The organism is Hallella bergensis DSM 17361, assembly GCF_000160535.1.
Lineage (GTDB): Bacteria > Bacteroidota > Bacteroidia > Bacteroidales > Bacteroidaceae > Prevotella > Prevotella bergensis.
Window position 1 is genome coordinate 55631 of sequence record NZ_GG704780.1, and the last position, 13629, is coordinate 69259.

Genomic DNA, 13629 nt, shown 5'->3' on the forward strand with positions numbered 1-13629 from the left:
ATAGCGATGACCGCATCGTCCCTGTACAATATTATTGACCGCATTTTTATTGGTCAGGTGGTTGGGGCGATGGCCATTTCCGGACTCGCCATCACATTTCCTTTTATGAACCTCTCTGCTGCCTTTGGTGCAGCTGTGGGCGTTGGAGCCTCCACGGCCATCTCCGTGAAGTTGGGACAACGCGACTACCGCACGGCCGAGCACCTGCTGGGCAATACGGTTACGCTCTCGCTGCTTGTGGGTATTTGCTTTGGTCTGGTCTGTTTTATATTTCTCGATCCCATTCTCCGCGTCTTCGGTGCCAGCGACGAAACGATCCCCTACGCCCGGAGTTTCATGCAAGTCATTCTTCTGGGTAATGCCGTGACACACCTGTACTTTGGCATGAACGCTGTACTCAGAGCAGCTGGAAAGCCTCGCCAAGCCATGCGAGCAACGATCGTCACTGTGGTGTTGAACATTATCTTCGTTACGATTTTCATTCTATGGTTTGGCTGGGGAATACGCGGGGCAGCCTTCGCCACAATTCTTTCACAGTCGCTGGCCTTGATTTATCAGATGCGCTTGCTGACCAACAAACGTGAGTTTTTGCATCTGAAACCGGGAATATACCGATTGAAAAAGGTTTTGGTCAAGAATATTTTAGAGATTGGCATCTCTCCTTTCATGATGAATGTGTGTGCATGTATCATTGTTATTTTCATGAACAACCAGTTTGTGAAATACGGTGGCGACCTCTCTGTGGGTTCATACGGCATAGCCAACTCCATTGGAACGGTTTTCGTGATGTTCGTCTTCGGTGTCAACCAGGGCATGCAACCCATCGCGGGATACAACTACGGCAGTCAGCAGCTTGACCGTTTGATGCGCGTGCTGAAACTCTCCATTATCGTTGCCACGTGCATCATGACCTTCGGCTGGTTTATAGCCATGTTTCTTCCCCATTTCTGTGCGCGGATGTTTACATCTGACAGCGAACTGATTCGCCTGTCGGTCAGGGGTATCCGCCTCAACATGCTGTTCTTTCCTATGATTGGATTCCAGATGGTTGTTACCAACTTTTTCCAATGCATTGGAAAGGTCAAGATCAGCATATTCCTATCTTTGTCCAGACAATTACTCTTTTTATTGCCGCTCTTGGCAACGCTTCCGAGATTCTTCGGAGTGGACGGCGTATGGTATTCCTTGCCGGCATCCGACGTCGTCGCGGCTGTTGTCGCAGCCATTGTTCTGGCTGTATTCATGAAGAGATTCCATCAGCAATTAACATCACAACATCATGGATAAACCCAAAATGATTATTAACATCGGCCGCCAAATCGGATCGGGTGGGCGAATCATTGCCAAGCAACTGGCCGACGAGTTCGAATGTTCCTTCTACGACAAGGAGTTGCTGAATCTTGCGGCCAAGGAGAGCGGGTTCAGTGAGAAGTTCTTTGAACAAAATGATGAGAAGAAGGGCTTCCTGAAATCTTTGTTCCATGTCCACATGCCTTTGTTGGGCGACAACAATTTCTATAAGAACAATTTCTCCCAGGAGAATCTCTATCTCTTCCAGAGCAACGCGATACGCAAGGCTGCCGATCAGGGAAACTGTGTGTTCGTGGGAAGAACTGCCGACTATGTGCTGCGCAACTACAAGAACACGGTCAACATCTTCATCACGGCCAACATGGACCAACGCATTCAGCGTGTGTGCAAGCGGCATGGTTGGGACAGAGCCACTGCACGCAAATACATCACTCATCAGGAAGACGACCGGGCATCTTATTACAATTACTATACCGGCAAACAGTGGGGACATTCTGAGAGCTACGACCTGTGCATCAATTCGAGTTTGCTGGGCGTTGAGGGGACATCGGCGTTTATTGCCGATTTCATCCGCAGGAGATTTAACCTGAACGGGCAGCACAACCAGCCGAATCAAGCTCAAGGCAAATGAAAATAGGAATTATCAGCGACACCCACAGCTGCTGGGACGACAGGTTCGAGACTTACTTTGCCGATTGTGACGAAGTGTGGCATGCCGGCGATATCGGTAGCACCGAGGTTGCCGACCGTTTCGAAGCGATGAGGCCTACTTTCAGGGCCGTGCATGGCAATATAGACGACGACAAGTTGCGTGCGCGCTATCCCGAGGTGCTCCGTTTGAAGGTCGGCTCCATCGAGGTGCTAATGACCCACATTGGCGGCTACCCCGGCAGATACGACCGTTCGATAGCGGCGCAGTTGCGTGCCAATCCGCCCCGGTTGTTCATCTCCGGACACTCGCACATTCTCAAGGTCATGCCCGACAAGCGCCTCAATCTCTTGCACATCAACCCCGGTGCAGCGGGAAAGACGGGGTGGCACAAGGATAGAACACTCGTCAGGCTGACCGTCGAGGACAATCAATTCACGGATTGTGAGGTTATAACATTGGGAAAACGATAACACGATGAAGAAGATACTATTATTAGGCTCAGGCGAACTGGGCAGGGAATTTGTCATAGCGGCCAAGCGGGCCGGACAATATGTAGTGGCATGCGATCATTACGAGCATGCACCGGCCATGCAGGTGGCCGACGAATGTGAGGTGTTCTCCATGCTCGACGGCGACGCCTTGACTGCCGTGGTGGAACGGCATCAGCCTGACATCATTGTGCCGGAGATTGAGGCCATTCGCACCGAGCGCCTTTTCGATTTTGAAAAGGCGGGCATACAGGTTGTCCCCTCGGCCCGCGCGGCGAACTACACGATGAACCGGAGGGCTATCCGCGACTTGGCTTCACGCGAGCTCGGGCTGCGCACAGCCCAGTATTTCTATGCCAAAACCTTTGAGGAATTCAAGCATGCCGCCGACCAAATCGGTTATCCGTGTGTGGTCAAGCCTCTGATGTCATCCTCCGGGCACGGTCAGTGTTATGTGCATAACGAGGAAGAGTTGGAAGAAGCTTTCCGCGAGGCGATGGAAGAGGGCCGCGGCGATGTGAAGGAGGTGATCATCGAAGAGTTCATCGACTTCGATTCCGAGTTCACATTGCTCACCATTACACAACAGAACGGAACGACTTTGTTTTGCCCTCCGATTGGACACGTCCAGAAAGGCGGCGATTACCGAGAAAGTTGGATGCCTTTCCACATTCCTGATGAAGCCCTGAAAACAGCCGAACACATGGCCGACGAAGTGACCAAGGCACTGACCGGAGCCGGACTCTGGGGTGTGGAGTTTTTCCTGACGAAGCAGGGAGAAGTCATCTTCTCGGAGCTTAGTCCGAGGCCTCACGACACCGGTATGGTGACCCTCAGCCACTGTACCAACCTCAGCGAGTTTGAACTGCATTTCCGTGCAGTCATGGGTCTGCCTATCCCGGCTATCCACTTGGAACATCACGGTGTGTCGGCGGTGGTGCTCTCGCCCGTCGAGTCCGACACACCCTTGGATTATCAGCTCGAAGAAGTGTGTGCCGAAGACCGTGCGCGGGTTCGTATCTTTGGCAAACCGCAGGCTCATGTTGGCCGTCGCATGGGCGTGGTGCTGTGCTACGACGAGGTGGGCAGCGACATGAACTGCCTGCGCGACAAGGCCAAGCGGCTGGCGAAAACGGTGTTGGGAACAGACCCATATATGAAAAAATAAGCGTATGAAATTAGGTGAAATCATAGACCTCCCCAAGATATTGGATCCCCGGGGCAATCTCACGGTGGTTGAGCAATTCAAGAATGTGCCTTTTCCTATCAGCCGGGTGTATTGGGTTTATGATGTACCGTCGGGCGAACACCGGGGCGGGCATGCCCACAAGCGCTGCCGCGAGTTTATCGTTGCCGTGAGCGGGTCGTTCACGGTCACTTTGGACGACACCGAGCACAAATCTTCTTTCCTGCTGAACCACCCCTACCAAGGACTTTTGGTGGAGACCGGAGTGTGGCGTACGCTGGAAGATTTCTCGTCGGGAGCCGTGTGCCTTGTGCTGGCAGAACTTCCCTTCGACGAGGAGGACTATATTCGTGATGATGACGAATATAGAAACTATGTGAACTCATGTTTGAAATAACACGATACACTGCTGATCGGAAGACGGCTTGGGACGATTTCGTTGCACGGTCCAGGCAAGGTACGTTTTTGTTTTGCCGCGACTATATGGACTATCACAGCGATCGTTTCCACGACCATTCGCTGATGGTCTGGAGCAACGATGCGCTCGTCGCCGTGCTTCCGGCCAATCAGGAAGCTGGCGTGTTGTGGTCGCACCAAGGACTGACTTATGGTGGGTTGCTCACGCTTGATAAGACCGGGGCGGCAGAGGTTTGCGACATTTTCCGCCACATCAACAACTACCTTCGTGCCCACGACTTCCATCGTGTTGTCTACAAGCCGACGCCTTGGATCTACCATCGGTTGCCGGCCGAGGAAGATTTGTATGCTGTGTTCAATGTTTGCCGGGCGCGGCTGACGGTCAGGAATGTCGCGTCTGTTGTCAATCAGGCAAATGCTCCGAAATGGAGTCGCGACCGACACTATGGTGCCAACAAGGCGCACACGCATGGGGTGGTCGTCGCGCAGCGAGATGCCGACTTTGCACTGTTCTGGAACATACTCACCGATAACCTGAAAACCACCCACCAGGCCACACCGGTGCATACGCTCGAGGAGATTCAACGACTGTATGCCGCCTTTCCCGACAACATCAAACTCTACACTGCCCGGCTCGGCAACGAGGTGCTGGGAGGGGCTCTGCTCTATGTCACGCCGCGTGTCGTTCACGCGCAGTATATATCGGCCTCGCCAGAGGGTAAGCGTGCGCATGTTGTCGACGCGATATTCCGAACCATTCTCACGCAAGACTATCGCCACTGCCCGTATTTCGATTTCGGTACCTCCAATGAACAACGGGGACGGGTGCTCAACGAGGGTCTTGTCTATCAGAAGGAGGGCTTTGGCGGGCGCGGCGTGTGCTACGACTGGTATGAGTGGGACGTATAAATCCAAACCAACCAACCTTATTATATAGATGAACACGATTCCTTATCTTTCCCTACAGGCTGTCACGGCCCTGCATCGTGACGAAATACAAGAGGCTGTGGCACGTGTGGTGGACTCCGGCTGGTATCTTCAGGGCGAGGCCAACGCCCGGTTCGAAAGGGAATATGCCGATTACATCGGTACGCAGCATTGTGTGGGCTGTGGCAACGGCCTCGATGCCCTGACACTCATCTTCCGTGCCTATAAGGAGTTGGGCGTTCTCCACGACGGCGACGAGGTCATCGTGCCGGCCAACACGTATATTGCCTCCATACTTTCAATTACGGAGAATGGGCTTACCCCTGTCTTGGTAGAACCTCGGGCGGATAACCTGCAACTCGACGACACGCTGATAGAGCAGGCGATCACGTCTCGTACGCGCGCCATTCTCTTAGTTCATCTCTATGGGCGAAATGCCTGGACACCCGCCATACAACGTATCTGCGAGCAACACCAGCTGAAATTGATAGAAGACAATGCGCAGGCGCAAGGGTGTGGCAATTCACAATTCACAATTTTCAATTCACAATTAGGAGCAACGAAGGGTAGGTCGAATTGTGAATTGAAAATTGTGAATTGTGAATTACCCCCCTCCGCTTCGCCTAATTGTGAATTGAAAATTGTGAATTGTGAATTGCCCTGCACTGGTTCCTTGGGTGATGCGGCTGCCCATTCGTTTTATCCCGGCAAGAATTTGGGGGCGCTCGGGGATGCCGGAGCCGTGACGACCAGCGACAGGACATTGGCGGACACGGTCAGGGCTTTGGGCAATTACGGGTCGAGCAAGAAGTATGTGTTCCCGTTTCTGGGTCGGAACAGTCGCTTGGACGAAATACAGGCGGCCGTGCTGAGTGTCAAGTTGAAGTATCTCGATGAGGAAAATGCGCGACGCAAGGCCATCGCCAACTATTATTACACCCATATCGACAATCCCTTGATAGTGCTTCCCGGCAAGGCGGAGTGGAGGGCGGCCGTGCCGGCCGATGTCTCCGGTCGTTGGCGCAACGAGGATTGTGTGTATCATATCTTTCCCGTGCTGTGCGAGCGTCGCGACGACTTGCAGCGATATTTGGGAGAACAGGGCATTGGTACGATGATCCACTATCCCATTCCGCCACATCAGCAGGCGTGCTATTGGGAGTGGAACGCCCTGTCGTTGCCCATCACCGAGCACATCCACCGCTGCGAATTGAGCATTCCGTGCAACCAGACCATGACGGATGCGCAAGTAGAGGATGTTTGTAGGGCGATAAACGACTTCGGAGTGAAGAAAGAAAAGTGAAGAGTGAAGAATGAAGAGTGAAGAAAGAAGAGTGAAGAAAGAAGAGTGAAGAGTGAAGAAAGAAGAGTGAAGAGTGAAGAATGAAGAGTCAACGCGCAGCTTAATTTTGACGAGTTGAGAGCTTGCGAATAATTTTGAATCACAGCGCGTCAGCCTAATTATGAATTATGAATTATGAATTAAAAAATCCCTCCGCTCGACTTTGCCGAATCTTAGAATATCCAGAGAATATCTTTTCATGAACATAAAGCTCATCGCAGAAAATCTATTCGTTTGCTTCGCAAACAATCTAAGAATATCTCCACAACCCTTGCCAGCCTAATTATGAGTGAAGAACGAAGAGGGATGAGGAAAGAGGAAAGAGGAAAGGGTCAACGCGCCAGCCAATTGTGAATTGTAAATTGTGACGAGTTGAGAGCTTGCGAATAATTTTGAATCACAGCGCGTTAGCCTAATTATGAATTATGAATTTTGAATTATTAAGACATTCGTCCTTTAAAATTTCGTTTATTTGAAAACTCAACCCTCTCCGTTCTGAAATTGGAGAAATTCGCGTTATTCGTAGTCCGTTAATAATCAGCGGTTTAGCAAATTACACGTAAGGAGTCTCATTTTGTCATCCGCGATTACATATCGAATCGCAGTGCGGTTAGAGCCTCGTCGCATGACGACAAGACTTTCGTCGCATGACCGCGAAGCCCTAACCGCACCACCATGAAGTCCCAATCGCCGTGCTACGTCAGAATTTGCGGTGTGCCGAACCGAATTTCCCGATCGAAACATGGCGTCTTTTTCTCTGAAAGGAACAAAGAAAATCATCAGTTTTTGACCAATTGATTTTACATCTATCGTTGTCACTCAAGTAGAATACAAATGTGCAAGTCCTCTCGTCATGCGCCATGACGTTGAATAAGCCGGTAGGTATGCAGGTTGTACTATGCCGGTTAGGGTGTGCAACTGAAAACGATAGGAGACTATGCCACGACATCCATGTCACGAGAGAGTGATTTGTTTGATTCTTGCCCTCAAAACTGCAGATTCTCGATAGTTATGGCTAACTTTGCAGGCAGGTTAGGTGGCGTTTCAGATGCGTGCTCAATGCGAAAGGAATGGGAAAAGGAGGAGCGATATTGTTGCGCTGATTTTTGAACACCTACTGACCCGCATAGCGTATGAGGAAGATGAAAGTGGCGATAGTTGGCGGTGGTGCAGCCGGATTTTTTGCGGCCATAGCAGCCAAGGAGCAGAATGCTAATGCCGAGGTTACGATTCTCGAGAAATCGGCCAAGGTATTGGGCAAGGTGGCCATCACCGGTGGTGGTCGCTGCAATCTGACCAACTCGTTTGAGGAGATACACGATCTCAGGCAAGCCTATCCGCGTGGGTTCAGGCTGATGAAGAGACTGTTCAACCAGTTCGACCATCGCGATGCGTTCCGGTGGTTCGAGGATCACGGCGTGAAGCTTGTCACGCAGGACGACCAATGTGTGTTTCCGCAGTCGCAGGATGCGATGAGTGTGGTGCGTTGTCTTGTGGACGAAGCCCACAGGCAGGGCGTGCGTGTGCTGACCGGCCGCAAGGTTGTCGGGGCAAAGGTGGACAGCCGAGGTGGCTGGACTGTGCTTTTTGATGATGCGGATTCGGAACATTTCGACAGAGTGGCCGTCACCACGGGTGGCATGCCCAAGACGGGTGATTTTCTCATGCTTCGGCAACTGGGTCATGATGTGGAACAACCCATTGCGTCGCTCTTCACCTTTCACATCAACGACCCTGAACTCTCTGCGCTGATGGGAACGGTGGTCAGCCCTGTCTTGGCCTCCATTCCCGGAACCAAGATGCGCAGCGAGGGGCCTCTGCTGATCACGCACTGGGGCATGAGTGGTCCGGCTATCCTCAAGTTGTCATCGTATGCGGCCCGCTACCTGCAGGAGTGCAACTACCAATCGGCTGTGGCGGTCAATTGGCTGGGCGAACTCCATCGCGACACTGTGTGGCAGGAGTTGCAACAGCAGGTTAACATGCATCCGCAGAAACAACTGCTGTCCGTGCGCCCGTTCGGGTTGCCGTCCCGCCTGTGGCAATACCTGTTGCAAAAGACGAGCCTGAGCGAAGACCGGCGGTGGGCAGAGTTGGGAACCAAGAGTATGAACCGCCTGGCAGAAACGCTGACCAACGACACGTATCGGATTAATGGGAAGGGAACTTTCCGCGACGAGTTTGTGACGTGTGGTGGCGTGTCGCTCCGCGATGTGGACTACAACACGTTGGAGAGCAAACGGTGCGGCGGCCTCTATTTCGCCGGCGAGGTGCTCAACATCGATGCCATTACCGGAGGGTTCAACCTGCAGGCGGCCTGGACCACCGGCTATGTGATGGGGCGACATATCGCCGGCGACTGATGGCCGATTAGGAAAGTGACCGTAAATAGATAGCAGATATGGAACTGAAAGCAGATTACGAGACCATGATTCGGACCAACCTGTCCGAATATCTTGGAAGAAAGGGTGAGGTGGATGAGCGTCTGCCCGAAGCACCCGACATTGAGGCGCTCTGGGGCAAGATAGGCGAGAGCTATTTGCCCGATGCCATTCGCGAGTTTAACACCTATCCCACGGTTGCGCTGGGATGGGTGATGTATGTCGGTATGGCCGTGGCCAAGTTCTGGGACGAGGACTGGGAGCGCTATCAGAAGGAGGAGGATTTGTATACAACCCTTCGCGACAAGTCCGGTTTTGACCATTTGGACGACTATGTTCGCGGTGAGGTGCTGCGACTTGACGATGCCGGAGCTGAGAAATTGCAGGCCGTGGTGAGAGAGGCTTCGGCAAGGGTGTATGGCCTGATGTGCCGGCTGAACTTGGAACCGGGCACCGAAAGTGCCTTCCGTGCTTTTGTGGCGGCTCTGCACCAGATGTATCTCATGGGTGCAGCCATGCAGCTCAGGCGCATGGGTTACCACATGACCCAGCTGGGAGGTGGACATGACTGATTTCCGCGACTTGTCTTGCCCATTCAGATTTTGCAAAAGCGAACTTTTGAAACGGATGAATTGATCGAATGTTGAAAGAGTTTTTTATCGTAAGTATAGGTAGTTTCTTCGGTGGCGGCATGCGCTTTTTGGTGTCCGGGGCGCTCCGCGCTGTCTCCATTGTTCCGTTCCCCCTCGGCACTTTTGCTGTCAATGTGCTGGGCTGCCTGATATTTGGTTTTGTCTCAGGACTTTCCCTTACCTCCGGAGAGGGTGGGAGAGGGGTGTCGGCAACCACTAAACTCTTGCTGACCACGGGCTTTTGTGGTGGATTCACCACGTTTTCCACCTTTATGAAAGAGAGTTCCACGCTGATGAAAGAAGACAACTTTGTCTATCTGGCCCTTTATGTGGTATCGAGTTTGGTGGTTGGCTTTCTTGCCATGATAGGCGGCCATGAGGCTGCAAAGATGCTGTAGGCTGAGCCTGACGTGGTCTTAGCCTGAGTCGAAAAGGCCGACACGCTGCGCCGTTAACGGTAAAAGTGTAGTTTAAACGTTAATAGATGTTGTGCGCGGACACAAAAATGTTGAAATGGGTTAAATATAAGGGGTTGGATTTGGAGTGTAAGCCTAAAAGCCCTATCTTTGCAATATCATTAAGTAAAGAATCATTTAGGTTATAGGTTAGTAGTTTAATTAGGTTTTTAGTTTTCATTAAAGTGAACAGAAGATTGTTCAGAACATAGGTTATTAGTATTTAAGGTTTTATAAAAGATTAGGATAACACATTGACGCGAGATAGTTGGCGAACGCCGTGAGGCGGGAACCTACTCTCAAGCATCAAACTGAAAATGACAGAATAAAGATAGAAGCAAGGCTCGTTGGAGTCTTGCTTTGTTGTTATTCCACCAACGCTTCGCATAGCTTTCGTTGCAATACGCGCGCATCGAGCACCGACATCTGCGTGTCCATGATGGCAAACGCCAGCAAATGGCCGTTGCTGCCACGGCAGTATCCGGCCAACGAGCTGATGCCGTAAGGATGCGACAGGGTACCCGTCTTGGCGCGGATTTTCCCCCGCGTCTTGTTGCCCGTCATCTCGCGCCGTATGGTTCCGTCCACTCCGGCAATGGAAAGGTCGTTGTACAATCGCTCGTATATGGGGCTGTGACGATGACCGAAGCGCAGAATGGTGGTCAGGGCGAGGGGCGACAAGTGGTTGTGAATGCAGAGTCCGCAGCCGTCGTGAACAACGAGGGCGGAGTCTTTCAGTCCGAGTGAGTCGCGCATGAAGCCGCGAAGGTAGTCTACGCCGGCCAGCACGGGATTGGCTCGAGGGTTTACCCGATGCCCAATGGTGTAGAGCATGGCCGTGGCTTGCGTGTTGGAACTGTTCTTCCACATGCGGCGGGTGACATGGTTTATCGGTCTGAGGAGACGGTAAACGCAGTGCATTCCCTTGGGCATGTCGCCCAGCACCATCTGACTGTCGGCCACGGTTATGCCTTGGGCGCGCATGGCATACTTGAGTTCCCTGATGGCATGTTCGTGACCTTTGTAGAGAATGCCATAGCGCGAAAAGCTCAGATCCCATGGAAACCAGTGTTCCTCGCTTTCCACGGGTTCGGTGATGGTGAGGTCGACATACAGTTTGCCGCCTATCTTGGTGATGCCCCGACGCCTCACCGCTGCAGCGAACTTGGCCAAGTCAGGCGCCTGCAACTGTGGGTCGAGGCCGGCGCGAAAGGCCACGTCGCCCTGAAGCAGTCCGTTGTTCACCTGCCCGCGTGTGTATACGCCCGTTTCGTACATGTAGTCTGTGCCGAGGAGATGTAGTCCGGCCACACCGCTGAGCAGTTTCATGCATGATGCCGACGACATGGCCAGGTTTTCGTTGAGGCCATATACGGGTTTGTCCACAGTGAGGTCGTACACGTGGAAAGCAAACTGCCCTTTCACCCTTGGCTTTTTTCCAAAGGCATCGAGGCGGTTTTGCAGGGCCGTGTCCACTGTTTCGGGTGGGCGTGCTGCGGATGAATTAAAAGAGCTGGTGTTGGTTTTCTTGTCACTGCCACATCCCGTTGCCAGAAACAGGCAAAGGAATGTCAGAATGGAAATATAGAATTGATGAGTTGACTTCAATCTGTTATGTTCTTTTTTGGTGTCCGTGCAGCGTTATGCAAAGGCTTCTTGCTGCCGGTTTCTGTTCTATTAGAGTTTTTTAAAAGGCATACGCCAGTCGCAACCTTCGCGCCATCGGGAGCATCCGAAGGCTGTTTTCCCCTTAACAACATGACCCCTTCCACACTTGGGACATGCGTCTCCTTCTTTCACCGCCGGGGTTGCCGTGGCCGCAGATTTGCGTTTTCCGGACTTCGGTTTGCGTTTGGTGGCAGACGGTTGGGCTGAGGACTTGGCTGAGTCGGCCGGTTTGGGTGCAGGTTTCTGCTCAACAACGTCTATCTGCCGGTTGCTGTTGTCGTGCAATACATCCTGAACGATGCTTGTGACCTGCTCTTTGAGTTCGTTGATAAACTGCTCGGGGCTGTATTGGCGTGCCTCAATGTCGCGCAGTTTCTTCTCCCAAATACCCGTCAGTTCACAGCTTGTGAGCAGACGTTCGCGAATCGTGTCAACAAGTTGGATGCCCGTTGGGGTGGCCACCAGGTTCTTACGCTCGCGCCGAATATAGTGGCGTTTGAAGAGCGTTTCGATGATTCCCGCGCGCGATGACGGGCGGCCGATGCCGTTTTCTTTCATGGCAGAGCGGAGCTCCTCGTCGTCCACAAACTTCCCCGCCGTCTCCATGGCCCTGAGCAAAGAAGCCTCGGTGTAGTATTTAGGCGGAGTTGTTTGTTTCTCGGTCAGCGTAGGCTGGTGTTCTCCCGACTCTCCCTTCACGAATGTGGGCAGGGTACGCTCCTCGTCGGCTTTCTTGGCATCTTCCTCATCTTGCTCCTCGTCCTTCGAATAAACGGTCCGCCACCCCGGGTCCAGAATCTCTTTGCCTGTTGTTTTGAACTCCACCTGGTCGACCTTTCCCAGCACAGTTGTCGTGGAGAATTTGCAATCGGGATAGAAGGCCGCAATAAAGCGACGGGCAATCAGGTCATAAACCTTGAGCTCGAAGTTGGTAAGCCCGGTCGCCACCTGTCCCGTGGGGATGATGGCATGGTGATCAGTCACTTTCGAGGTATCGAATACGCGCTTGGGCTTGGGCAGTTTGGCTGCCATGCCTGCCAGCGTTTTGATGATGTCGAGATAGGGTTTTTTCCCCGCTGTCGTCATCTGGCTCACACCATTCAGTATGTTTGGACATTGCGGATAGATGTCGTCAGAAAGATATTGCGTGTCCACACGTGGATAGGTGGTGAGTTTTTTCTCATAGAGTCCCTGTATCAGGTTGAGCGTCATCTCTGCCGAGAACCCGAACTTGCGGTTGCAATCCACCTGCAATGAAGTGAGGTCGTAGAGTTGTTTGGGCATTTCCTTGCCCTGCTTTTTCTGCACACTTGTCACCATGAAGAGTTTTCCATCGATGGTGGCGAAGTCTTTCTCACCCTCTTCCTTGGACAAATACTTGCCCGATGTGGCGGTAAAAAGCGTGTCGCGATAAATGGTGGACAGCACCCAATAGGGTTCCGGCTTGAAATTGTCTATCTCTTTCTGCCGGTTCACAATCAGGGCGAGCGTCGGAGTCTGCACCCGTCCCACCGACAGTACCTGGCGGTTGCGACCATACATCAGCGTGTAGAGCCGTGTAGCATTCATGCCCAACACCCAGTCGCCGATTGCCCGGCACAGTCCTGCCAGGTAAAGGCTCTCGTAATTGTTCTGTTCTTTCAGGTTGTTGAAGCCCTCCTTGATAGCCTCATCGGTCATCGACGAAATCCAAAGTCGCTTCACCGGGCACTTCACCTGGGCCAACTGCATCACCCATCGCTGGATCAACTCACCCTCCTGACCAGCATCACCGCAGTTCACAATCATCTCGGCCTGACTATACAGGCGTTCAATGGTTTTGAATTGGCGCTCAATACTTTCCCCGGGAATGAGTTTTATGCCGAAACGTTGCGGTATCATGGGCAGGGCTGCCAGTGTCCAGTACTTCCAGTTTGTCATATAGTCGTTGGGCTCCTTCAGCTCACACAGGTGACCGAAAGTCCAGGTCACTTGGTAGCCATTGCCTTCCATATAGCCATCCTTGGACACATTCGCGCCAAGAATCCTCGCGATATCTCGTGCCACACTGGGTTTCTCCGCAATACAAACTATCATAATTTCAGCATATCTTGGGGCACAAAGTTACTAAAAACTTTAGTTAAATAATGCCAAATCAATAGTATAATCGTAATTTTTACGTAATTTTGAT

Annotated in this window: 12 protein-coding genes; 10 read left to right on the plus strand and 2 right to left on the minus strand. The window is 52.2% G+C overall.

All coding sequences use genetic code 11. From position 1 onward, the window contains the following. From HMPREF0645_RS00225 to HMPREF0645_RS00270, 10 genes are all read left to right on the plus strand, one after another. Positions 1–1287: MATE family efflux transporter (locus HMPREF0645_RS00225; RefSeq protein ID WP_007172754.1), on the plus strand; the 1287-nt coding region annotated here is incomplete at its 5' end. Then, entirely contained in the window at positions 1280–1942 is a 663-nt protein-coding gene (locus tag HMPREF0645_RS00230; RefSeq protein ID WP_007172755.1) for a cytidylate kinase-like family protein, read from the plus strand. The genes HMPREF0645_RS00225 and HMPREF0645_RS00230, both read left to right, overlap by 8 nt. Further along, positions 1939–2433, plus strand: coding sequence for a metallophosphoesterase family protein (locus HMPREF0645_RS00235; RefSeq protein ID WP_007172756.1), 495 nt, complete (start codon positions 1939–1941; stop codon positions 2431–2433). The genes HMPREF0645_RS00230 and HMPREF0645_RS00235 overlap by 4 nt, the downstream gene beginning before the upstream one ends. A gap of 4 nt (positions 2434–2437) precedes the next feature. Next, a complete protein-coding gene (purT, locus tag HMPREF0645_RS00240) occupies positions 2438–3619 on the plus strand; it encodes a formate-dependent phosphoribosylglycinamide formyltransferase (protein ID WP_007172757.1) in 1182 nt (393 codons plus the stop codon). 4 nt (positions 3620–3623) lie between these two features. Beyond that, entirely contained in the window at positions 3624–4034 is a 411-nt protein-coding gene (locus HMPREF0645_RS00245) for a sugar 3,4-ketoisomerase (RefSeq protein ID WP_007172758.1), read from the plus strand. Further along, complete coding sequence (locus HMPREF0645_RS00250) at positions 4022–4963, plus strand: GNAT family N-acetyltransferase (RefSeq protein WP_007172759.1); 942 nt, start codon at positions 4022–4024, stop codon at positions 4961–4963. The genes HMPREF0645_RS00245 and HMPREF0645_RS00250 overlap by 13 nt, the downstream gene beginning before the upstream one ends. Positions 4964–4991: 28 nt before the next feature. Next, positions 4992–6284, plus strand: coding sequence for a DegT/DnrJ/EryC1/StrS family aminotransferase (locus HMPREF0645_RS00255; RefSeq protein WP_007172760.1), 1293 nt, complete (start codon positions 4992–4994; stop codon positions 6282–6284). 1172 nt (positions 6285–7456) lie between these two features. Continuing rightward, positions 7457–8686 (plus strand): BaiN/RdsA family NAD(P)/FAD-dependent oxidoreductase, encoded by a 1230-nt coding sequence (locus HMPREF0645_RS00260; protein ID WP_007172761.1) that lies wholly within the window; start codon positions 7457–7459, stop codon positions 8684–8686. A 38-nt stretch (positions 8687–8724) separates the two neighbouring features. After that, a complete protein-coding gene (locus HMPREF0645_RS00265; protein WP_007172762.1) occupies positions 8725–9276 on the plus strand; it encodes a hypothetical protein in 552 nt (183 codons plus the stop codon). A gap of 68 nt (positions 9277–9344) precedes the next feature. Further along, on the plus strand, positions 9345–9734 hold the full coding sequence (locus HMPREF0645_RS00270; protein ID WP_007172763.1) for a fluoride efflux transporter FluC: 390 nt from the start codon (positions 9345–9347) through the stop codon (positions 9732–9734). Between the two features lie 423 nt (positions 9735–10157). On the opposite strand, the gene HMPREF0645_RS00275 is transcribed toward HMPREF0645_RS00270, so the two are convergent. Beyond that, the gene (locus HMPREF0645_RS00275) at positions 10158–11399 is read right to left on the minus strand and encodes a D-alanyl-D-alanine carboxypeptidase/D-alanyl-D-alanine-endopeptidase (protein ID WP_044123095.1); all 1242 of its coding nucleotides are present in this window, start codon (positions 11397–11399) and stop codon (positions 10158–10160) included. Between the two features lie 69 nt (positions 11400–11468). Next, the gene (locus HMPREF0645_RS00280; RefSeq protein ID WP_007172766.1) at positions 11469–13535 is read right to left on the minus strand and encodes a DNA topoisomerase 3; all 2067 of its coding nucleotides are present in this window, start codon (positions 13533–13535) and stop codon (positions 11469–11471) included. Positions 13536–13629: the final 94 nt, after the last annotated feature.

Excerpts from the sequence above, each read along its gene's own strand:
- HMPREF0645_RS00230 (WP_007172755.1), top strand. The coding sequence starts at position 1,280 with ATGGATAAACCCAAAATGATTATTAACATCGGCCGCCAAATCGGATCG.
- HMPREF0645_RS00235 (WP_007172756.1), top strand. The coding sequence starts at position 1,939 with ATGAAAATAGGAATTATCAGCGACACCCACAGCTGCTGGGACGACAGG.
- purT (WP_007172757.1), top strand. The coding sequence starts at position 2,438 with ATGAAGAAGATACTATTATTAGGCTCAGGCGAACTGGGCAGGGAATTT.
- HMPREF0645_RS00245 (WP_007172758.1), top strand. The coding sequence starts at position 3,624 with ATGAAATTAGGTGAAATCATAGACCTCCCCAAGATATTGGATCCCCGG.
- HMPREF0645_RS00250 (WP_007172759.1), top strand. The coding sequence starts at position 4,022 with ATGTTTGAAATAACACGATACACTGCTGATCGGAAGACGGCTTGGGAC.
- HMPREF0645_RS00255 (WP_007172760.1), top strand. The coding sequence starts at position 4,992 with ATGAACACGATTCCTTATCTTTCCCTACAGGCTGTCACGGCCCTGCAT.
- HMPREF0645_RS00260 (WP_007172761.1), top strand. The coding sequence starts at position 7,457 with ATGAGGAAGATGAAAGTGGCGATAGTTGGCGGTGGTGCAGCCGGATTT.
- HMPREF0645_RS00265 (WP_007172762.1), top strand. The coding sequence starts at position 8,725 with ATGGAACTGAAAGCAGATTACGAGACCATGATTCGGACCAACCTGTCC.
- HMPREF0645_RS00270 (WP_007172763.1), top strand. The coding sequence starts at position 9,345 with ATGTTGAAAGAGTTTTTTATCGTAAGTATAGGTAGTTTCTTCGGTGGC.
- HMPREF0645_RS00280 (WP_007172766.1), bottom strand. The coding sequence starts at position 13,535 with ATGATAGTTTGTATTGCGGAGAAACCCAGTGTGGCACGAGATATCGCG.